The organism is Desulfobacterium sp. N47, assembly GCF_051233685.1.
In the GTDB taxonomy this organism is placed as follows: domain Bacteria; phylum Desulfobacterota; class Desulfobacteria; order Desulfobacterales; family RPRI01; genus RPRI01.
Window position 1 is genome coordinate 1 of record NZ_JBAMMY010000234.1, and the last position, 21,216, is coordinate 21,216.

Here is a 21,216-nt window from a genome sequence, read left to right on the forward strand (position 1 = left end):
GCAACAACTGTAATTACTATGGCATTTAAACTTTGTGAGTGCGCTGAGAAAAAATGGTTACGTCTCCACTGCCCTGAACGATTGGCTGAAGTAATTAAAGGAGTCAAATTTGTGAATGGAATTGAAAAAAAATGGATCGCCACCTAATTATTCCATACACAACTCTTGACTATAACTCTGATGTCCCAAGTTATAGAGTTGGGGAGGCTCCGCGAGCTCACACTAAAGGGCTCGCTCACCTCCCCAACATCTATAATTTGGAAAGGTACCGGTTACATTATTTTTTATGTAAAGACGGGTTCGTCATCGCACGTTCATAAGTTTTTAAGGCGCACATATCACCGCACATTGTACATACGTCTCTGTTTTTATCTTCGCTGCTGTTTCTTATCCTGCAAGCTTTAACAGGATCTATCGATAGTTCGAACATGGTTTTCCAGTCAAACCGTTTGCGGGCGTGTGACATTTTTTCGTTACGCTCCCAAGCCCCTTTTATTCCTTTTTCTATGTCTCCGATATGAGCGGCAATTTTGGAGGCGATTACTCCTTCCCGCACATCATCGATCGTTGGCAGGCTTAAATGTTCGGCAGGCGTGACATAACACAGAAAATCGGCCCCGTTTGCTGCGGCAATTGCACCGCCTATGGCTGAAACAATGTGATCATAACCGGGCGCTATATCTGTTGGCAGCGGGCCCAAAACATAGTATGGAGCATTTCCGCATAAACGTTTTTGGAGCTTCATATCAGCAGCAATCCGGTTAAGCGGAACATGACCGGGGCCTTCAATCATAACCTGGACCCCTGCTTTTCTTGCTGTCTGTGCGAGTTCTCCAAGAACCACAAGCTCACAAATCTGGGCTCTGTCTTCTGCATCACAGATAGTTCCCGGGCGCAGGCCGTCTCCCAGAGAAAGTGTGACATCATATTTGCGGGCGATATCAAGCAGGCGGTCATAATATTCATAAAGCGGGTTTTCCTTCTCATTGACAAGTATCCATTCGGTCATAAGACTTCCGCCCCGGGATACTATTCCCATCAACCTGTTGGAATTTTTAAGCACATTTACAGTTTGACGGGTGATGCCGCAATGAACAGTAACAAAATCCACTCCAATTTTAGCCTGGTTTTCAATTTCATCAAAAATTTCATCTACAGTTAACTCAGTACTTGCTTTGCCTTCCAAAAATTTTTTAGAAACAGATTTATAAACAGGAACAGTACCGATCATTACCTTGGAGTGTTCAAGTATTTTTTTTAAAATAAGAGAAATATCACCACCGGTGGACAGGTCCATAACAGCATCGGCGCCGGCATCAACCGCCACGTCGAGTTTTTTTAACTCCTCATCAAGATTAAAATGGCTGGGAGATGTTCCTATATTTGCATTTATCTTGGTTTTAAGCCCTTTTCCCACCCCCCGTGCTTTAAAATCATGATTAATGTTTTTCGGGATTACAATCTCTCCTGTTGCAACTCCTGCGCGTATTTCCTCGCCAATCATTCCTTCATATTCTGCTACCTGTTTCATGGCGTCGGTTATTTTTCCGTTTAAAGCATCTTCAAGCTGTGTCATATTTCTTTCTTCTTATTTTATTGTTTATACCGGGTAATGCCAGCTGGGTATATAGCTGTTACCGCTAAGTTCAGGCTATCAAAAAGGGGGAGTAATGCATTTGTGTTATCATGAGAAACGGCAGATTTTAAAGCTAAGTGCAAAAAAACTCGTTTCCCTTCGCAGGCATTATCCTGATCAGGTGGTTAAGAGTCGATTCTCAGCCGTTTGACGGCCCCCCTAACGAGATTCTTCTGCATCTTAAGAATAAATTGCAGCTATGTCAATGCTCTTAATTTTTAATCTTACTTTTCAAACCTATAAATGGGGAGAAGTGCATTATTTATATAAACAGATAAATATATAAATAATATATGGCTGAAAAGCCTTTAACCGGCCTCCCGCGAGTTATAAATTTTCCCTCCTTGCAAGGAATAATCAAGAAGAACTTTTGCCGCTTCTTCCCGCCTTACATCGCATATGACGGCAATCCCTCTATTCTCAAGCTCAGTTTTCCAGTTCTTGATTTTTGGTCCTTCATCAAAACCGATTATTCTTGCATCATAATCGCTGGCACCGGTAATAACTCTTCGTACTCCGGACCAGGCAATTGCACCTAAACACATAGCACATGGTTCTGTACTGGACACAAGCTCGTGAGAAGGCAAGTTCGCACCCCCAAGATCGTATGTAGCGACTTTTTTCTGTGCAAGTGCAAAAGCCAATACTTCCGCATGCAGAATAGATAAACCTCCTGAGGTAACCAAATTTACACCCAGTGAGAGTAATTTTCCGGATTCAGACTCAAATATTGCAGCTGCAAAAGGACCACCTGTACCTCTGGAAACATTAAGTTGTGAAGCTTTTATAACAAACGACATGCGATCCTCAATTGATGAAATAAAAGCAGGGTGTTTGTTTATGAAAGCATCAATCCAATCGGGAAGTATAATTTCTATAATACCGGGCTGAAATGACATATTGACTCACCTGTGAGCCAGTTTCAAAAAGTTCCATTTAGGCCGATTTATGCGTTGGGCTCAAATTTTGCATGCAGTGAAGCATAGCGCTATCCTCGAAACACTAAATGTATTCATTTGGTTAAAATTTTCGCCCGCCTTTGACCTTGACCAAACTGAAACGTTTTGAAAGTGGCTCCTATAATAGTTTTTTACGGCCTTTTGCTAAACTTTTGTGTAAAGCCTTTATTTTATATGTGTACACTTTTTGCTTTTATAGGGAAATTAATTAAATTTCAATATATTTGCTTATTAAGTGTTAAGTAAGATAAGCTGGCATCCGTGAAATTTTACCAGCATAAGTTATTCCTTATTTCATGCTTCCGAATAACAAAATTATTGACAAAAATAAATCATTGTAATAGATTTGAAACCTGAAAAGTTATCCTTTATACTTTTTATTCTAACCCGCTTTTTAACCCACTACCCTAAACACACTAAGGAGGTAGTATGTCTACTCTTGTAGTTCCCGGTGTCCGTGTTGAAGCACAATTTGATGTCCTTCCACCCTTACCCGCGCCATCCGGTATTATCGGTATTGCCGGAGTTGTTGATCGTCCGCCCGTAACCACCCGTCTTATTGGTGTATCAAAAGTTTCCGAACTCAAGCAGCTTATTGGGCCGGGAACCATACACAGCATGAAAGAGGCGGTGCACGCTCTGTCAAACGGTGCAAGCGAAGTTATTGTTTCTGCAGTAAGTGGCGGCAGTGCGGCAATACTTACTCTGCTTAACGAAGATTCGGTTCCGGCTGTGCTTCTTAAGTGCCGTTTTAACCGCAAATGGGCTGATAAGCTTTCAGCCGAGGTTCGTACAATTCGGGATGCGTTAGGCAATATCGTGAGAGTTACATTGTATCTTATAGTCGATGGTGCGGCTGTTGAAACATTTCCCGATTTACGTGTAGCACCGGGGCAGCCTGACGATCTTTTTGATACCATCAACCAGAAATCAAACCTTGTGGTAGCGCTTGATGCAGGTTTTCAAAATGCATTACCGGCTGAAGGCACATATATTTTCGATGCTCCCGGTACACCTATTAATGTGCTTGTTGACGGTGATACATCAACTCTCTTTCAGCTTCTTCCTAAAGAGGATGCAGAGCCTGACGGGCTGCGTGCAGTACTGACAGTATCTGATTCAACATCAACAATCAACATCAAGGTATACCGCGGCGCTGCATTACAGGAAGAGCTGGCGGGCCTGACAATGAATCCTGACAGCGACCTTTACCTGCCTTTTGTTCTTCTGGCAAAGAGCAGTCTGATCCGTATACGTGCCGCCAGTTCTCTTGCGGCAGGAAAACGGCTTCCGACTGCAACCAGCGGGCCGGTTATATTTACAGATGGCACATCGCCTGGCGCAAATGATTATAATGATGCGATAGATCTGTTGACAGAAGATCCCCGCATAGATCTTATCTGCGCATCGATAGAGCCTGCGCGTGCGGATAATGAAGTCATACAGATCCATCAGTCGCTTGTTGCCCATGCGGTAAAAATGGCCGATGACGGCTCACCCTGCATAGCCTTCGGTTCGGTAACACCAACGGAAGCAGCGAGTCTTGATAAAATCAAAGATCATGCATCGGCTGTGCGTAATCGTCGTTTTGTTTTAATTGCGCCAAGTCGTGCGGAAGGAGCTGTTGCCGGAATGGTTGGCCGCATGAATCCCAAAGAATCGCCAACTTTTAAAACAGTGCCCCTGTTTGATATAAATCCCTCATCCTACCGGGAAAGCGAATTGAACCGTCTTTTGAGTTCAACAACAAATCTTTTGGTTGTTCAGGAGCGGGCAGGCCGTGGGATTGTGGTGTTAAGAGCATTAAATACAATCGGTGATCAGATCTCGGTAACGCGCGTAGCAGATAAAGCTATTCGCGAAACCAAGGCAATATCGGAAAATTTCATTGGTCAGCTTAATTCCGAAGATGCCCGAACCGCCTTAAAGCAGCAAATCTTTGCAACGCTCACCAGAATGGAGCGTGAAGGAGCTATTGTTCCGTCAACCGACGGGAAGGACCCGGCATTTATTGTTGATGTATATTCAACACAGCAGGATTTTGCTCAGGGTATTGTCAGGATAGACATAGCCATAAGACCGGTAAGAGCCATCGATTATATCTATGCCACAATACGTGTTAAAAATTAGAACAGGAGGATAACGTGCCTACTATATTTGCCGCAAATGAAAGCAGTGTTCTGATCAACGGAGAGCCAATAGAAGGTGTCCAGTCAGTCGAATACCGCAACCACCAGGAACGAGACAACGTTTATGCTTTGGGAAGAGCCGAACGTATCGGTATGATTTCCGGCCCCCAGTATGTTGAAGGACGACTTACAGTAAATTCGACAAGCCCGGGTCTGGATCAGATTGTCGGTGAAACGGCATTCCAGATCACTTCTCAGCTTCGCCACGGTGAAACACAAATGACAGTATCTTTTGATGAGTGTTATTTAAGCGAAAAAACCTTTAAACTTGATGTCGGAGGTGTTGGCTCGGCGGTTTACACATTTACTGCTACACGCGTACGCGAAGAACTCGGATAACAGGCTGCGGTTTATAAAATGACGCTAAGAATTGACACCAACCGGGGCGAAGCAATTATCGGTCCTGTTCGGGTTGAAGTATGCGCCATCGGGAACAAAGGTGATCTGCGCATCGGCGGAGAAGACGGGCCGGTTTTGCGGCAGATTACCTTTGGTGAACGTACGGCGGCGCATATTAATTCCCGTCATGCCGCAAAATATGCCGATTTTCTGGGCGCCACAGTAGCTCATATGGCAACTGTCAGCCCCGGTGTAGCTGAACGTGATATTGTAGAAATAATTGCACTGCACCTTGCAGGAGCTGGAAAGGATGCTGTGCCTTTTGCCGAAACAGCTCATGTAGTTTCAAGGGCTTATGGCTGGTCTGCCGAAATTATCGACAGCTACCCGGCAAAACATATTGATTCCTTATGTATGCAAATTTCCGGCAGCAGCACACCCTGGCGTACTATTCTTCTGGCCCCTTCGAAAGAAGAATCGCTGTTATCCCTCAAATATCAACTGGCGGTATCTATTTTTAAAAGAGGGAACATCTCTTCTGATTTGAACACAATGATTCAGGATCAGGATATTGCCGGAAATGAAAGAAAAGAAGCATGTGATGAGCCATTGCCGGATTATTCTGAGCAAAGTTCTTCGTTATCAGCAAAAACAGCAGGATATGATATTGCTTCATACAAAGAAACACATGTCGTAAAAAAACAGATATCGAATGATAAAACAAATTCTTTTGTTTTTGATAGCCCACCTGAAGATAAAAATATTTCATCCGGGATTGAAATACAAGAAAGCGGTTTGTCAGAGAAAAGACAGGACGTAAAGCATGCAGTGTCTTTAAAACCTGGGACGGAGAAAAAAGAAACTTCGCAAGTTCAGAATAATTTGCATACTTACAACCTGAAAACCGGCCAGGTTGAAAAAAGAACAGGTACGACCTGTGCTCCATTTTCTGTTGGTACTGTTCATGCAGATAATAATCAGGTGGTTAAGGAAAATATTTTACAAACAAAGCAACAGATAAAACCAAAAACGTTTATCCGGCCTGAGCTGAAAAGTTTAAAAAGATCTCAAAAAAATAAAGCAGATCAACCGGCCGGTTCTTTGTCCGGCAAAACTGAAAAAAGCAGCCTGGCCGCTTATTCGGAACAAAGTTCTGTATCAAATGATAAACTTATGCAAACAGATATTAATCAGTATAGCGCGTATGAAGATAAAACTTCATTAAAGCCTGATGTGCTTACTACATCTTTACAACCAAGCCGTTCATTTCCTGCTCTTATCGTATCACTGGGAAAGAACAAGGCCCCCTTGATTTCTTCACCAAAACAAAACATAAAGTCTGATCATTTTAAACAAACACATGCTGATAAGAAAAATTCTGAAAGTACTTTGCCCAAAGTTATGTTTCCGGAAACAGATAATCATCAAATCTCCGATATGAAACCATCAGCACCTTTAATATTACAAAATACAGGCTTTGCGCCAGACAAATCCGGAACGCCTCCCGATGCTTACAAGGCTTTAGCTCAATTTGCCCAAGATGAAAAAAAACAAAATACCGGATTGATAAATCAAATGGCAACAAAATCTCCAGTGCCGGAAAATATGCATTTTTTAAAAGAGCGATCCGGAACCCTGAATACAATACCCGATTCGTCAATGACCGGTCCTTTATATAAAGGTTCAGATCCGTTTCTGAACCCGGCGGATCAAATTGCAGAACTTTTGCATCAGGAAGCCGATCTTAGAGGAATTGACCGATGAGCAACGAGGATTCAAGCCGTCCTGTTCCGCTTTTAGGCGATATATCTTTGGAATATATCAGTTCCATAAAGCACAGTATTGAAGGTGGATTTATTTCGGCCCGCATTCCGGGTCTTGATGGCGAAGTTCACCAGCGAAATGGCCGCCCTTCGCACAGGATATTTATTGAAGGAGTGCTTTTCGGTGAAGAAGTCTCAGAAAACCTTGAGACTCTGCAAACAGCGGCGCAAACAGGAGAAGAACTCACTTTTTCAGCAGATATTACCACAGCGCTTGATATTGCGCATGTTATAATAAATCGTTTTGAGGTTTACGAAACAGCAGGACGGCCAAATTATTATACATATTCGCTAAGCCTGACAGAAAGCCCGCCTCTTCCTCCTCCTGCCGAAGTTTCGGGATTTGGTGGTCTGGATGGATTCGGCTTCGGCGATCTTGGCTTTGATACCGATATCATGGGTGATTTAACCGATCTGGCAGGTGATATCGCAGGCGCGCTTGATGGTGCAATGAATCTTCTTGATCAACTGGGTGCCCTTGCCGATCTGGACGGTCTTTCGGTAGACGGAATTTTGCAGCCGATCCAGAATGTTGCGGATAACTTAAGTCCCATTGCCGACCAGCTTGGCGCCGGAATGTCAAACCTGACGGAGCTTTTCTCATGAGTATCCGCAGCATAGTTATAGAAGCCAGGCTTGGTAATTATCTTTACAACGAGCATATTATTTCTGCCCATATCACTCTTGCGCTTTTACCGGCAGTCAACCAGGCAGAGCTCATAATGCCGGCTTCGGTGCAGATGGATGCTTCTTCCGGAGATGATGCAGTCATCAGTATAGATGGCGGAGACGGTATGGAGACAGTACTTACCGGCAAAATTTATCTGGTGCATAAAAGCATATATGAGACAAAAGTTATAGTTGCCGATGCAGGTTTCGTTCTTAATGCAGCCCGTCCGGCAAAAACCTTTGATAAACAGGATGCTGCTACAATTGTAAAGACTCTTGCAGCAGACTGCGGCGTGGACATTGATAAGTGTGATGTTGATATTAAACCGGCATTTTATATTGCGCATCAGAATCGTACAAGCGCCGAACACATCGCCGATCTGGTAAAACATGCGGGAGGTTATGCTGCTGTATCGGCACAAGGTGCTCTCACAGCCACAACCTGGCCTTCAGATTCGGATATAAACCTGACATTTGGCCGGGAAATCAGGGAGTATTGTACCAAAAACAAAGTTCCGGTTGCTTATCAGATTATTGCCACAGGCAGCGGCCCGGCCGGAACAATTGATGCAGCTGATGCAAAGCGGCCAACTGCAAAACCGATTCCCACGGATGCTCCGGAACCGGGTAATGATGCACGCTGGGTTCCCGTACATATGTTAAGAACGCCTGATGCCGTTACCACTTCGAAAAAAAGTCTTAACAGCCGCCAGGGAGCTTATGCAAGCATGATGGAGGCAAAAACGCTTGTAATGCCTGCTCTTCGGCCAGGTGCTTGTTTCAGCGCACAGCAGATGCCGGATAATCTTTCACAAGGTCCCTGGTATTGTACAAAATTAAGTCATCATTTAAGCGCTCACAGCTTAAGTGTTACAACCATTGAAGCAATTACTTCAGACAGCAGCAGCCTATCATCTGCCGGAGGCTTGATTTGAGTTCATCATTATTTGACAGTATCAGCCGAATTGCAAGGCATGAAGCAGGATCACGGGCAAGCGCAGGTATTGGTATCGTGCTTGAATTATTTCCTGCCGGAGATAAAGATCCGGATTATGCGGTAAGCGTAAAAATGCGCGATACGGGCCTTGTTTTTCCGCGTGTGCCTATTGCTACCGGGGCGATGGGATTTGCCTCCATTCCGGCGGTAGATGATGTTGTAGTAGTAATTTTTATGGATGGAGATTATCATGCTCCGGTTGTTGTGGGGCAGCTTTATACTCCGGCAAAAGAGCCTCCGGAACATAACGATGACAACATAGTTCTCAGGCTTCCTGCAGGAAATGATGAACCGGAATTAAATATTGAAATTACTCGTGCAAAACCCAGTTTAACTCTTACTCTGTCTGAAGATGTGAGTCTTGAAATTCTTAAAGACTCGGTTGCCGTAAAAGTAGGAGATATGAATCTTACTCTTACAACGGCAGGTGGTGGCAGAGCCGAGCTTGGAGCGGGCGGATCGACTATAGTTATGAAAAAAGACGGTGATATTACAATGACCGCTAAAACAAAACTTACCATTGAGGCCCAGGAAATTGAAATCAGCGGACAATCACAGGTAAAAATTTCAGGAGCAAAGGTGGATATAAATTAATGGGAATGCCTGCTGCAACACAAAATTGTACTGTAACCGGAGTTGATACCCATATAGTTATGGTGCCGACAGGCGCAGGTCCTGTGCCTACGCCCCTGCCGCATCCTTTCAACGGCATGATTGACTCAGGATGCATACAAACGGTTAAAATAGGCGGCAAGGCTGCGGCGGTTGTGGATTCCACTGCATCGAACCAGCCTGCGCATATGCCCACGCCGCCTGGAACTTCTTTTCAGAAACCACCGGCAAACAAAGGTACTGTTATGATGGGAAGCATGACTGTCAAAATAGGCGGCAAAGCCGCAGCCCGGCAGGCTGATCCGGTTAAAACCTGCAATGATCCTGCTGATGCGCCTGTGGGTCAGATAATTGCAGCAGGAACAGTTTTTATAGGATAGTTATGGCACAAAACTTTGGCACCGATCTTTTTGTTGTTCCCTGGCTGACGGCTCATGATGCCGCCGAAATTGATATTGTTACCCGGAGAAAAGGTAAAACAACACAAGTAATTGATCTGGATACGGTCTCAGACCGGGTATTGATTGCACAGGCATTGATATTAAGACTATTAACCCCACGGGGAACATTAAAGTCTTTAGGTCATGCGCAATATGGCTCCCGTTTGCACGAGCTTATAGGTTGCCGTAAAACCGAAGCACTCCGCAACCTTTGCCGGTTGTATGTTCTTGAAACAGTGGCGCAGGAACCAAGAGTTAAGGCTAAGGCTGTAAGGGTTATATTTGACCGTAGCTCAGAAACGCCGTCAAGCTTTGCTTTCCATCTGGAAGTGAGTCCGCTTGATGAAAAAGAAACCATAACACTCTCTTTAGAGGTCAGTATATGAGTTTTACCCCTCGAACTTACGAAGAACTTGTACGAGATCTGCTTACCACCATGACGGGCGGTACCGTGAGGGAAACCTTAACTGTTGAGGCAGGTATAAATGAGCCGATTATTTTGCAGAAACTTTCCAAACGCCCTGTCCGGCGGATATCTCACATTGAAGAAATCAGAGTTGATCCGGAAGGTGTGGAAACTAAAATCCGTTACACTCCTAATGATTATGAACTGATCGCCACCGGAAATGAAGGCTTGGATTCAGTAAAGTTTCGCGACCGGAACCGTATGCCTGATGCCGGGTCTACCCTGATCATAAATTATTATCCGGTCACAACCGAACCTACACCGATTACTGATGTCACCGTGGGCTCGGTTGCGAGAACAATGATGGAAACTTTCGGGCGTGAACTTGCAACAACCGAGCAACAGCTGGATTTTGTATATAAATCGGCTTTTTTAGAAACCGCAACAGACAATGCCCTGGATAAAGTTGTGGCGCTTATAGGTGTAAATCGTATGCCTGCCGGTCATCCGGTTGTTAATCTGAAATTTTCACGTATACTTGGATCTGCCGGACGTATAACAATACCGGCAGGCACAGTGGTCAGCGACGGAAATAACAACAGATATATGACACTTAGCTCACTTGTGCTTGAACCGTATGAACAATCACGGGAAGTGGCGGCCGGTGGAGAAGGCCCCGGCACAAAAGAAGCTGCTGAAAATACTTTAAACCGGCCGGAAGTTCTGATCGCCGGCATAGCAGAAATAACAAATCCTAAACCGGCCAGGCGCCTTTCCGTCCGTGAATCGGACGAGGAATTGAGACGCAGAACTTCCGGTGCTTTGCATGGGGTTTTACATGGCACACTTGATGCCATGAAATTCGGTCTTTTGTCGATAGAAGGAGTTCAGAGTGTTTCCATCACGGAATTTCCAAATGATGTCCCCGGTGAACTTAAAGTTGAAATCGCATACAGCAACAAAACGGATGAGGTGTTTGAAGAGGTTCAGCGCAGGTTAAAGGAACTCAGGCCAGCCGGTGTCAGAATTATTCAGGGAGAAGCTGTCAGAAAACCGGTTTCGGTTTCAATATCTTTGACTCTTGCCGGAAGAGGATTGCCGGAAGAAAGTACAGGGCTGCTTAAAAAAGAAATTCAGGAAAAAATTAAAAATCATCTTTCAACGCTTCCGGCAGGAGGTTCGGTCCGACAGGCTAAACTGGCGGCGCTGGTGCTGGAAAATCCGGCGGTTGTTGATACTGCCGTATCTCTTATATGCGAAGGCAGTCCTCCTGCAGACAGCTTAAGCCTTGCAACAAATGAGATACTTGATGTGAAGGAACCTTTTGAATTTCCTCTGATCCAGCCTGAAGAAGCGCCTGCACCTGTTGCACAGACTATTACAGTAAGCGCATTTCTTCCTCTTGATCTTGAACCCGGTGTTACCGGACAGGAAGTTAATGAAAGTATTACTATGGCTTTCGATGGTTTTCTTGCAACAAGAAGTCCTCAGTCACCACTTACCGTTGATGCTATGGCGGCAGCCATACGTGATGATACCCGTTTTGTCCTTATTCGTGAAGAAGCGTTAATTACCGTTGAAGTGCAGGATAGCTTTTTCCAGCTGTCAGATGGTCTGGGAGAATATGTTCCAAATCAGGAAGATACTTTTAAACGTGATGAAATAAACATCGAAATAAGGGAAGGTTCTTAAATATGTCTCATACCGGTGGTATGCTCTCACGTCTGCCTTTGCTTTACCGGGAAGGGGATCTGGTCGGCCGGATTCTGGCGCTTTGCGGTCTTCAGATTGAAATTCTTGATGAACTCATGCTTGGTATTCAGCAGTCGCATTGGTTTGACAGCACAAAAGAAGTATCCGAAGCCGAAAAGCTTGCCTCAGTATTGGGTATTGAGCGTGAAAGCTGGCAGGATCTTGGGGAATACAGGGCATGGGTTCATGCGCTTCGCAATGGTTGGCTTAAAAACGGGACAACAACTGTTTATGGCCTTAAGACATTTATCGAGGAATACATAAACCTTTATCAGGATGCAGTGGATACGGTTTTTGTTCCGCCGATACGTGGCTGGCGGGAAGAGGACAAAACTGAGAGTGAAGATTCGGCCCGGTTTATCGAAAACCCGAAAATTAAAAAATACAAATATATACCTGAAAATGGAGGAATCGAACCCTTACATCAATTCACAATCAATCAGCGCGGCATAGATGATACTAGTCTTCACCTGCTTTATACGGGTATAACGTCGACACCTGAGTATGTCCCTGTTTGCGCAAATATCACAACAGGTCAGGCGCTTATTTATCTTGGCGAAATACCGCCCGGCAAGCGTTTGTGGATAACAGCCGGTCCATCGGGCATTGCCGGGGCATCCCTTGAAGGAGAGGATGTTACAAAAAAACTTCGCTCGATTACCGGATATCAACCCGGTATGCCATGGAGTGATGAGCAGTTTGATGAAAAGACTCTGGCTATTAAACTTGTCCGGGGAGAAAACAGGCTCTGGTTTCTTCCGGTCGCCCACTATGACAGGACAGGCCTTGACCGTTTTCTTCTGGCTTTTGCCGACACCATAATGCATCAGGGGCGGCTGGATGAAACATCCTTCGACCAGTCTTTATTTTATCAGCAGCCGGTTATTAAACTTACCGCAGCCTGGTACGAAGCGGTTCCGGCATCTTTTGCCGTCAGCCTGTCCGGAGGTATTATGAGGTTTCGCAAAGCAGGAGAAGATGTTGCAGAAACAAGACGCAGGCGATTAATCTTTTCTTTGCAAAACGGCGTTAACAGTCTTAAAGCCGCCGGAATAAAGGCCGCGGTAAGCCTGGCTCCTTTTACCGAGGTTCAGCATCAGCGCGATACTTTGCGGGATGTTTCGCCCAAAACATTCAGTTCTTACGGTCCGACCGGAAGGGATGCACCGCCCAAGACCGGAGCTATATTCGGGAAATCAAAATTTGAGGAAGTAAAATTCAGTTGAAAAAGAGGAAATGCCATGAAAGGACGTTTATTAATCGAGCTTCGCAACCGGGAAGGTAAAGTTGTAGAACGGCAGACGGTTGAAAATGCCGTAATGCAGGGAGGCGGTGAAATGATCGCCCGCCTGTTTTCCGGGCAGGGGTTCCCGATAAGTCATATGGGGGTCGGAACATCGGATATGGAGGAGCCCGACAGTTTTGACACAACTGCTTTGATCAATGATGAAAACAGCGATTACGGGTCATTGAGCGGGGAAACCGAAGTGGCTCTGCCGCCGCAGTCTTTTGCTATTGAACATAATGCCGAAAAACGTGTTTATACGGTCAAGGTGCGTGGGACGCTTCCCGCAGCAGCTGCTGTAGGGATGATCCGGGAAGCCGGTCTTATAGCAAAGAACGAAAGCACTTCGGTACTTTACAACAGGGTGATTTTTGCCCCGATGTCCAAAGGAGACGATCACGAACTGACTATGTTCTGGGAAGTATCTTTTCCTTATGGGGATTTGCAGTGGTATTGAATTTAACATATACGTAAAAAATCCGTCATCAGAACGGAGCCGCTTGAATTTACTTCTTAATTATAAAACCAGGAGGCGTTTGTTATGCCATCATTTAGTTTTAAAATGCGCGGATTTGCCGCTGCGAACCGCGATGTAAAATTTGAACTGGTCGAAGAAAGCACCGGGACTAAAATAGAAAGAAAACCGTTTCGCGACGGTTCGTTGACCGTTCGTGATCTTAACCCGGGATTTTATCAGTTAAAGGTCATTCACCCAAACCTGATTAACCCGATAGACCAGCGGCGGATCAGGCTTTATCCTCAAAAGCAACCTACAGTTGTCCATATTCCGGTACCGGAAGATCTGTTCAAGGATTCGCCGCTCAGAGATATTCCTGATGTTGATCTTACACCAATCCAGCAGGCCGCGACCAAATCGGCTGAGATGGTAAAACCCCTTAGTCCCAAGGCGCCCGGTGAAGTTATCCGAAGCAATGACTGGAATATGCTGGTAGATGCGGTTTCCGACCTGTCGAATGCGGTCTTGGAATTGACAAACCTTGTTTCACCGCGCGGTCATGATCATCCTGAAATTGCTGAAAAGATCGCAGAAGTTCAGGGTAACCTCATACGTTTTTCCGAGGCCTACGGAAAAAGCCTTCTGGAACTGCAAAGAGAAATTGAAATGGCCAATCTCAAGAAAAACGTGGAAGATACGCTTGATGCAGCCGAAGCATCCAACGAGGTTCGGGAACGGGTAATAAACCGTGTAAAAGAGATGGAAGAAATATCGCAGACAAATACTATACTTTTTACCCAGAAGCTTGCTTCCACCGGCAGTTTCCTGCTTGCTCAGGTCAATGAAATGGCAGTTGCCAAGGGCGACCAGGCTGATGCTTTTATCAGCAAAGAAGCGGTTCAGAAAACAATGCAGATGGCCAACCTTTATGCCGAAACCGGCCCTGTAGTTAATGCCGAACAGGAAATCAATACTTACAGAAAAAGTTCTGCTGCAACAGGTGGATCAAAATTTACGGGTGCTGTGGGTAATACAACATCTAAGGGAGGAATAAAATGACAACGCCTGCCGATCTGGAACGTCTGCAGAAACTTCTTAAAAGTTTGCAGCCGCTTGCCGAAAAGCAAGCAGGTGATCCGGTTCAATCTCAGGACTGGAACATGCTGGCAAGAACATTGATATCTCTGGCGCAGACACTTCTTGCCCGCGAAATGGAACCAACTGTTGTACCGCATACACATACCGAACAGGTATCTCTTTCATGGCTTGATCCCAAACTTCGCAATTTTATGGAACAGGGCCCGCTGGGCGATCCTGCAATTACGGCGCGTCTTTTAAAAATTGAAAAAAATTCACAAACAATTGTAACCCGCATTGATTCGGTGGCAAATGATCTGGAAAAAGTCAGAAATCAGGTCTCCGATGTCAGTTTAAAAGATATTGTCCGCGAGTCTTCGGTTACAACATTAAACCGGAAGGTAACAAGTATAGCTGACGGTCGCGATGATGTGGTGCAGCTTCGTACATCGCTTAATGAGATTAATAAAGAACTTGCCACAGTGATGGAAGCAGCCGATGCTTTTAAAATAGACGGTAAGGTTGCCGATATGACCGGAATTAACAACCGCATTAAAAGCGTTGAAGAACTAAGAAAAAGGCTTACAAATTCTTCGGGTGAACTGCTGGATGCATCAAAACTGGAAATAAGGCTGGCTGATCTTGAAAATACACTGGTAACTGAAGAAGAACTTGATGCGGCTATAAAAAACTTAATTGATGCCACTACAAAGGGCCTTCTGGAAAAGGTGCACGAAGAAAGCAATATTGCTTTAAGGGAGATAATTGATAAGCAGGCCGAAAGGATTGCAGCTTCATTAAGAGAAGAAGTATTAAAGAAAATTCCCGAACCCAAACAAATTATCGAAGAAGCGGTGGCAAAACAAATGGGGATTCTTGTTGACCAAAAAATTTCAACACTTAGCAATGATCTTGACAAGAAGATTGCAGACGCAAAAGATTCCATCTTAAAAACAGTGCTTGATTCGACTTCTTCCGGTACAGGTGATGTCAAACCTTCCTTTGAAGTGGATGATCTTACAAAAGTATATGGAATCGGGACTACTTTTGCGGTAAGGCTTAATGAAGCTCATATCAATTCCTATAAAGAACTTGCTGCGCTTTCCCATGATGAGCTTGCCGAAATTCTTCATGTTTCTGTGGATCGTATCAAAAAATACCAGTTTGTAGAACAGGCTAAGGAGTTGGTGCTCAAGACGGAAAGGATCGCTTGATATGATAAGCGAATTTCAAAACGGCCTTGCAGAACTTTTGAATGAGCGCCTGCAAACCCCGTTTAAAGGAAATGTGGCTGTATCTGATGGTAGCGCCATCAACCCGTCCAACAAGCCGGTTATTTCTATCGGTGTGATTTCCGTAAAACCGGGTGAAGCCGATATGGGAAATAAACGCCCGCGAATTGTTCCGGGAAATGATGATCCGCGCGCAGTATTGTATCTTAGCTGCATGGTTTCTTTATTGTGCTATCCATCAAACTTGGGTGGCAGGAGTCAGTGTTTGCAGGCTGTGGAATCCGTACTATATATCCTGAATGCCTACGAAGTAAAAAACGGCTCTGCCTTACCCCAGAATGCTGATCCGGGCTATCTTATACAAAACCTTGTTCCCAAAGAAGCATCGCTGCCACTCTTATCCGATACCAACCGCGAATATGGAGAAATAAGAATTGGAGCTCTGGGATGGTTCTGGCCGGTCGGAGCACCCGGTATAACCGGAGAACCGATACAAAAGATTCCTATCACTGCAACAATTGATTGATGGTTTTTATGGCAATTGCAAACCCCATAGCACAAAGCAACGCGCAATATCAGCAAACAGCGGGTAATGCTGCTGTTCAGGTTCTTTCTTTTTCCGAAGTAAATATTAATGCGCAGGGCTATCCAATCGAAATATCATGGCAAAAGGTTGATGCGCTTACAAAAGCATCCGTATCGTGTGCATCCTTTTTTATTAAAAGCACAGCAGATGAACGCCAGCTTGGGGAACTCAATCATAATTTTACCGGCTCAAACCAAAATTGCATAATAACTTTTGGTGCAAAAACCCGTCTGAAAAAACTTACAATAATGGATATGGAAGTATATACGGCAGTTGCCGATAATGATGGTTATGAATCGGTAACATCCTTAAGCGCTTTGTCTTCCGGAGGACTTCGTCTGGTGTTATCCATACCGGACGGCAGAGGCGGTTATACACCGGTTTATTGTGCACCGGCAACGCCTGAGCGTGCAGTATTGCCCGGGGCATTGATCGGATGTACATTTTCAAACTCAGTATTTTCCATTCCGGATACCATTGTTGATAAGGTTCGCTTAAATATTGTCAGAAATGATCAGCCGGAAGACTTTGAGCCTGTTGCCTTTCGCTGTTCCAAAATAACCGGTATCGCGGCAAACCTGCCTTCAGATATTAAACTTGTAGCGCCAAATGGTGAAATAATCTGGGCATATCCGGGTGAATTCGATTCGCAGAATTCTTCCGTCATGATTGACTTTCGAATGCCGCTTCAGGCTGCATTAAATGACGCCTTAAATAATAATCAGGATATTGATGTTGCCTTTTCACTTATAAGTTCCAACGAGGCCAGGATTAAAATCACACCTCCTTCTGTTAGCGGCGAGCTTTACTATTCTATAGATGGCGTAAACCGCACCGAACTTTTTGGAGAAGCGATTCCGGTTTTGCTTAAAGACAAGCTGTCTCCCGATACTCCTGATGAAGTAAATGCCGACCTCACAGTTAGTTATAATGGAATCAGAATACTTGAAGAAGCTTCGGATGATGTTCCTGATAAGACAGGTGATATTGCGGGAATGATTCTTGGTTCAAAAGCATTTTCGCATAAATTTTATCCGCCATTATCCAAAGATTATCCGGTAGCTTTAATCGGCATTATAGGCCGTGCGCCTGTGTCATGCGAATTGGAAATACAGATAGGAACACTTGCCGGGCAAACACTGTTTACGCCGGCTTGTCCCGGAAAAATTATAAAAATAGAATCCGGACAGCTTTTACATACTGCCTGGGCGGATTTTCAGGACACAGAATTATCATTGTGGCCTGATGCTTTATCTGTAAAGGCTGTCAGCGGTCGTTTTTTCTGGGTATGTGATCCGAATCCTTTGATACGTTTTGCAGTTTTTGATCCCGATCCGAAAGGACGGCCTCTTTTTATAGACGGTTTTCAAATTCTGGCAATCGAAGAAACGTCTATACATCTGCCGGCAAACGTATTTCCCAATAATTCATTTAAAGAAAAAAACCCTGTCCTGTCAAGCAGCCTGTTTTGCACTGTTGACCTTTCAGATATAAAATTAAGGTATAATCGATGAGCTTACTCGACGATTTAAAGAGTCTTGATCTATCGGCAATTCTTTCCGCAAGGGAGTCAATTTCACTTTCGATCAATTCGGAAGATCTTCAGCGTATTGTTGAGCGTGGAGCAGCCGATGCAGCGTTGTCAACTCTTGGCGAGCTGTTGAACCAACTGAAAGAAGAATTTGATTCACCAGAAAAACTTCTATTGCCGCTTATTGAATCTGTCGGTTCTATCGGCGATACAATAGATACCGACTCTCTTCCTATCGGAGAATATCTGGAAGCGATACAAAGCGGAGCCCAAATAATAGCCACTCTGGTTGAAGGAGTGGGTGATGATCCTGCAAAACTTGGAAAAGTACTAGGCCTTTCGCTTGGTGATATGCTTCAGACTGCATCTTCTGTTATGAATGTGCAAAGGTTTGTTCATCCTGATCTTCCAAGGTTTAAACAGATTATTGAAATTGTTGATACCGGCCATATTTCAGATCCTCAACAGATTGCAGAGCTTGCCCTTGAAATACTTAATCCTTTCCCGATAGAATCTTTGTCTTCAATACGTTCCTGTGTATCGGGAGTTTTAGATGGAATAGCAGATATATCTTTGCCTACCGGCAGAACAGACGGTTTAATTCTTGCTCTAAACGGTGTTACAACCGCTGCTGCTTCCGGTAATGTAACACAGCTGACCGCAGCGCTTGTGCAACTTGAAACAGTAAAAGCGCAGACTATTACTTCGCTTAATAATGATCTTATGCAGGTAGCCGAAAGGGTGGGGCAACTTCGTATAGATCAGATTACAGATACAGTTTCCGGTGTTTCCAATGTTTTTAACCGTGCTGAAACAGGTGTGCTCGAACAGTTTGCTTCATGGCAAGAGCAGATGGAGAAAATAAGGCTTTATATCGAAAATATGCCCCCTGAAATAATAGGAGAGTTTCTCACCCAGTTGATTGAAACCCTTGAAGAATACATCAGGATATATCTGGTTGATCCTGTGGAAAAGCAGATAACAAAACTTGAAAACTGGATACGTGGACTTTTAAGTGATCTTCATCTGCGTGAGTACAGAAACATCCTGCGCGATTTTCTGTTTTCAATAGCAAAGGCTATCCGTGACGCAAATCTGGATGGTCCCGTAAAAATGGTTAAGAGTCTGCTTGAAAGCATTCAGGAAAAGCTTGATCCTGAGGCGATTACCGCAGATATTCAGGCAGCTCTGCAAGGCGTTGAAGAAACGATCGGCGGCGTACTTGACAATATTACCGGTTTTTTACAGACAATCGGCGGGGAAATTAATGCTCTTTCTTCACAGGCGGTGGAGTATCTGGAAAAAGCCGTCGAAGCGATATCTCAGTTTAAATCCGTTATAGACTTTGCAACCAGCGCCATAGATCAGCTTGGCATAGAAGAAGCTGCCGATCAGGTTCAGAGCGCTCTGGCTGATTTACGTGAAAGCGCTGAAGCGCTTCTTACCGTTCTTCCGCTTCCTGATTCAATGAAACCGCTTATTGATCAATTGGTATCATCAATTGAAGATATTAACTTTGATGCTGTTTTCGAACCGCTTGCCAAAACCGCAGAAAAAATGAAAATACCCGAAGAAGTAGAAGCAACCATAAATGAAAGCTTAAAGACAGTTTCCGATCTTTTAACAAATCTTATCCCTGACGAACTTATAACTTCTCTTGAAAATGAAATAAACGAAGCCTTGGATACTTTAAGAAATTTCGACCTTTCTTCTCTTTTGGGAGGTCTTGATAATTTAGTGGAGGAAGCCGCCCAATTTGTAGGCACACTTGATCCGCGCCCGGCAGTCGAAAACATACGGGGGCCCTATCAGGCTGTTCTTGATGCTGTTGATTATGTTGCTCCGGCGCGTTTGATGGCTCCTCTTATAGAAGCCTATGATTCTCTTCTTGGTTCCATACCGCTTCCATCACCTGAAAATACAGTAAGAAACGCTGCGGGGGCAATTAACGAGGTCGGTCAGCAGGCCGCACAGGCCGTTACCGGGCCTATAGCCGAAATGGTACCCGGAGCAAGCGTACAGGCCGGTTCCGGCGAAAGTACTCCTGCTGAACCGCCTGCCGAATCAGAAATGCGTCCCGGCGATATCATCCGACTGTTCGGCTATCTTCCCAATAAGCTTCGTGAAATCTTAAATGATCTGGAAGAAGGCGTTGCAGGAGATGTCATAGCTTACATTGATAATCTGTGCGGCGGTCTGGCAAGAGATATACGTCGCTTAAGTTCTGCCTTGTGGGAAATTGACAGGCAGGTATATCAGTGGATGGAAGATCTGCTGAGACCTTTGGCTAAAGCCCAGCTTTCTGCGCAGGCGGCAATTTCCGTCAACATATCGGCAGGTGAAATTGATATTAACACCTCATTGCGCGCAGTTGCGCTTGCCGGCCCTGCTTCTATGCGAAGAAAGCTTGGTGCATCGCGTGCTTTACTGACAAATGCCGTTAAAGGTGAGGCAAAAACCGCAGCAGGAATTATGGGATCTCATCTTGAAAGGATAGCGCGTTCTATAGAAAAGACAAACCTTGCTACTCTTTGCAATGATCTGGACGGTTTTCTCGCAGCACTTGATCCCGAACCTCTTGCAGCAGAGCTTGATGCGCTGATTACCACGGTTATGCAAAAAACTCCCCAATTTCTTGAAGCAAGCGAGGATGCGTTAAAAGATTTTATGAACCGATTCTCAAAGCTTGTGCAAACTTTTAATCCTGGCATGCTGGCCCAGCGCTTCTTAAGGGTGACATCGGTTTTGAAAGAGGAAATCGATATTTTAAATCCGCGAAGATTAGCCGCCGAACTTGGAGAAATACATTCTGCAATAAAGCAGACAATTATTGCATATGATCCTGCTGTTCTGGCGGAGGAAATCTGGGAGACCATATCAGCGCTTAGTTCGGCCCTTGAGGCGCTTAAGCCAAGCGAGCTGCTAAGCGGGTTATCTCCTATTGGCCCGGAGTTTTTTGATAAAATAGAAAATGCAATACCTGTCAAGGCGCTTAAAGATATCGACAGATCACTTGATGATATCGGAGCTCAGCTAAAGACCTTGGATCCATCGCAGTTAATTGAGTCAGTCAATGAACTGGGGCCGAGGGTAGTGGCCGAATTTGAACGCGGCATTCAAATTATCCGTGCTGAAATACTTGCCCTGCTTAATGCGATCCGGTATGCAAGCGGTTCGGGATCGGCACAGGTTTCAGTAAGTGTTTCTACAGGTTAATATTGTTTGA

At 44.7% G+C, this 21,216-nt stretch carries 18 protein-coding genes and 1 riboswitch; of the genes, 16 read left to right on the forward strand and 2 right to left on the reverse strand.

Features of this window, described 5'->3' with window-relative positions; translation table 11 throughout:
- Positions 1–277: 277 nt before the first annotated feature.
- Entirely contained in the window at positions 278–1,576 is a 1,299-nt protein-coding gene (thiC, locus tag VXK47_RS15020; RefSeq protein WP_435549600.1) for a phosphomethylpyrimidine synthase ThiC, read from the reverse strand.
- A gap of 137 nt (positions 1,577–1,713) precedes the next feature.
- Positions 1,714–1,807, reverse strand: a riboswitch (TPP riboswitch).
- A gap of 137 nt (positions 1,808–1,944) precedes the next feature.
- Entirely contained in the window at positions 1,945–2,535 is a 591-nt protein-coding gene (locus VXK47_RS15025) for a nucleoside deaminase (protein WP_435549601.1), read from the reverse strand.
- Between the two features lie 489 nt (positions 2,536–3,024).
- On the opposite strand from VXK47_RS15025, the gene VXK47_RS15030 reads away from it, so the two are divergent.
- The 16 genes from VXK47_RS15030 to VXK47_RS15105 all read left to right on the forward strand — a co-directional run bounded on the left by VXK47_RS15030 (position 3,025) and on the right by VXK47_RS15105 (position 21,206).
- Complete coding sequence (locus VXK47_RS15030; RefSeq protein ID WP_435549602.1) at positions 3,025–4,725, forward strand: phage tail sheath C-terminal domain-containing protein; 1,701 nt, start codon at positions 3,025–3,027, stop codon at positions 4,723–4,725.
- Between the two features lie 14 nt (positions 4,726–4,739).
- On the forward strand, positions 4,740–5,123 hold the full coding sequence (locus VXK47_RS15035; RefSeq protein WP_435549603.1) for a hypothetical protein: 384 nt from the start codon (positions 4,740–4,742) through the stop codon (positions 5,121–5,123).
- A gap of 18 nt (positions 5,124–5,141) precedes the next feature.
- The gene (locus VXK47_RS15040) at positions 5,142–6,887 is read left to right on the forward strand and encodes a hypothetical protein (protein ID WP_435549604.1); all 1,746 of its coding nucleotides are present in this window, start codon (positions 5,142–5,144) and stop codon (positions 6,885–6,887) included.
- Positions 6,884–7,552, forward strand: coding sequence for a hypothetical protein (locus VXK47_RS15045; protein WP_435549605.1), 669 nt, complete (start codon positions 6,884–6,886; stop codon positions 7,550–7,552). Before VXK47_RS15040 ends, VXK47_RS15045 begins: the two co-directional genes overlap by 4 nt.
- Positions 7,549–8,550 carry a hypothetical protein gene (locus tag VXK47_RS15050; RefSeq protein ID WP_435549606.1) on the forward strand — a complete coding sequence of 334 codons (1,002 nt, stop codon included), beginning with the start codon at positions 7,549–7,551 and terminating at the stop codon, positions 8,548–8,550. Before VXK47_RS15045 ends, VXK47_RS15050 begins: the two co-directional genes overlap by 4 nt.
- Positions 8,547–9,206 carry a phage baseplate assembly protein V gene (locus VXK47_RS15055; RefSeq protein ID WP_435549607.1) on the forward strand — a complete coding sequence of 220 codons (660 nt, stop codon included), beginning with the start codon at positions 8,547–8,549 and terminating at the stop codon, positions 9,204–9,206. The genes VXK47_RS15050 and VXK47_RS15055 overlap by 4 nt, the downstream gene beginning before the upstream one ends.
- Complete coding sequence (locus VXK47_RS15060) at positions 9,206–9,604, forward strand: PAAR domain-containing protein (RefSeq protein WP_435549608.1); 399 nt, start codon at positions 9,206–9,208, stop codon at positions 9,602–9,604. The genes VXK47_RS15055 and VXK47_RS15060 overlap by 1 nt, the downstream gene beginning before the upstream one ends.
- Positions 9,605–9,606: 2 nt before the next feature.
- The gene (locus VXK47_RS15065) at positions 9,607–10,050 is read left to right on the forward strand and encodes a hypothetical protein (RefSeq protein WP_435549609.1); all 444 of its coding nucleotides are present in this window, start codon (positions 9,607–9,609) and stop codon (positions 10,048–10,050) included.
- Positions 10,047–11,762, forward strand: coding sequence for a baseplate J/gp47 family protein (locus VXK47_RS15070; protein WP_435549610.1), 1,716 nt, complete (start codon positions 10,047–10,049; stop codon positions 11,760–11,762). The genes VXK47_RS15065 and VXK47_RS15070 overlap by 4 nt, the downstream gene beginning before the upstream one ends.
- A 2-nt stretch (positions 11,763–11,764) precedes the next feature.
- Positions 11,765–13,048 carry a hypothetical protein gene (locus VXK47_RS15075; RefSeq protein WP_435549611.1) on the forward strand — a complete coding sequence of 428 codons (1,284 nt, stop codon included), beginning with the start codon at positions 11,765–11,767 and terminating at the stop codon, positions 13,046–13,048.
- A 15-nt stretch (positions 13,049–13,063) separates the two neighbouring features.
- The gene (locus VXK47_RS15080) at positions 13,064–13,564 is read left to right on the forward strand and encodes a hypothetical protein (RefSeq protein ID WP_435549612.1); all 501 of its coding nucleotides are present in this window, start codon (positions 13,064–13,066) and stop codon (positions 13,562–13,564) included.
- A gap of 84 nt (positions 13,565–13,648) precedes the next feature.
- The gene (locus tag VXK47_RS15085) at positions 13,649–14,623 is read left to right on the forward strand and encodes a hypothetical protein (protein WP_435549613.1); all 975 of its coding nucleotides are present in this window, start codon (positions 13,649–13,651) and stop codon (positions 14,621–14,623) included.
- Positions 14,620–15,855: a hypothetical protein gene (locus VXK47_RS15090; RefSeq protein WP_435549614.1), complete on the forward strand. Its 1,236-nt coding sequence runs from the start codon at positions 14,620–14,622 to the stop codon at positions 15,853–15,855. The genes VXK47_RS15085 and VXK47_RS15090 overlap by 4 nt, the downstream gene beginning before the upstream one ends.
- A 1-nt stretch (position 15,856) precedes the next feature.
- The gene (locus VXK47_RS15095) at positions 15,857–16,399 is read left to right on the forward strand and encodes a hypothetical protein (protein WP_435549615.1); all 543 of its coding nucleotides are present in this window, start codon (positions 15,857–15,859) and stop codon (positions 16,397–16,399) included.
- 8 nt (positions 16,400–16,407) lie between these two features.
- Positions 16,408–17,973 (forward strand): hypothetical protein, encoded by a 1,566-nt coding sequence (locus VXK47_RS15100; protein WP_435549616.1) that lies wholly within the window; start codon positions 16,408–16,410, stop codon positions 17,971–17,973.
- Positions 17,970–21,206, forward strand: a complete 3,237-nt coding sequence (locus tag VXK47_RS15105) for a hypothetical protein (protein ID WP_435549617.1) — start codon at positions 17,970–17,972, stop codon at positions 21,204–21,206. The genes VXK47_RS15100 and VXK47_RS15105 overlap by 4 nt, the downstream gene beginning before the upstream one ends.
- The last annotated feature ends 10 nt before the right edge of the window (positions 21,207–21,216 follow it).

What these genes read in the sequence shown, in the direction of transcription:
- thiC (WP_435549600.1), bottom strand. Translation starts at nt 1,576, where the DNA reads ATGACACAGCTTGAAGATGCTTTAAACGGAAAAATAACCGACGCCATG.
- VXK47_RS15025 (WP_435549601.1), bottom strand. Translation starts at nt 2,535, where the DNA reads ATGTCATTTCAGCCCGGTATTATAGAAATTATACTTCCCGATTGGATT.
- VXK47_RS15030 (WP_435549602.1), top strand. Translation starts at nt 3,025, where the DNA reads ATGTCTACTCTTGTAGTTCCCGGTGTCCGTGTTGAAGCACAATTTGAT.
- VXK47_RS15040 (WP_435549604.1), top strand. Translation starts at nt 5,142, where the DNA reads ATGACGCTAAGAATTGACACCAACCGGGGCGAAGCAATTATCGGTCCT.
- VXK47_RS15045 (WP_435549605.1), top strand. Translation starts at nt 6,884, where the DNA reads ATGAGCAACGAGGATTCAAGCCGTCCTGTTCCGCTTTTAGGCGATATA.
- VXK47_RS15050 (WP_435549606.1), top strand. Translation starts at nt 7,549, where the DNA reads ATGAGTATCCGCAGCATAGTTATAGAAGCCAGGCTTGGTAATTATCTT.
- VXK47_RS15060 (WP_435549608.1), top strand. Translation starts at nt 9,206, where the DNA reads ATGGGAATGCCTGCTGCAACACAAAATTGTACTGTAACCGGAGTTGAT.
- VXK47_RS15065 (WP_435549609.1), top strand. Translation starts at nt 9,607, where the DNA reads ATGGCACAAAACTTTGGCACCGATCTTTTTGTTGTTCCCTGGCTGACG.
- VXK47_RS15070 (WP_435549610.1), top strand. Translation starts at nt 10,047, where the DNA reads ATGAGTTTTACCCCTCGAACTTACGAAGAACTTGTACGAGATCTGCTT.
- VXK47_RS15075 (WP_435549611.1), top strand. Translation starts at nt 11,765, where the DNA reads ATGTCTCATACCGGTGGTATGCTCTCACGTCTGCCTTTGCTTTACCGG.
- VXK47_RS15080 (WP_435549612.1), top strand. Translation starts at nt 13,064, where the DNA reads ATGAAAGGACGTTTATTAATCGAGCTTCGCAACCGGGAAGGTAAAGTT.
- VXK47_RS15085 (WP_435549613.1), top strand. Translation starts at nt 13,649, where the DNA reads ATGCCATCATTTAGTTTTAAAATGCGCGGATTTGCCGCTGCGAACCGC.
- VXK47_RS15090 (WP_435549614.1), top strand. Translation starts at nt 14,620, where the DNA reads ATGACAACGCCTGCCGATCTGGAACGTCTGCAGAAACTTCTTAAAAGT.
- VXK47_RS15095 (WP_435549615.1), top strand. Translation starts at nt 15,857, where the DNA reads ATGATAAGCGAATTTCAAAACGGCCTTGCAGAACTTTTGAATGAGCGC.
- VXK47_RS15100 (WP_435549616.1), top strand. Translation starts at nt 16,408, where the DNA reads ATGGCAATTGCAAACCCCATAGCACAAAGCAACGCGCAATATCAGCAA.
- VXK47_RS15105 (WP_435549617.1), top strand. Translation starts at nt 17,970, where the DNA reads ATGAGCTTACTCGACGATTTAAAGAGTCTTGATCTATCGGCAATTCTT.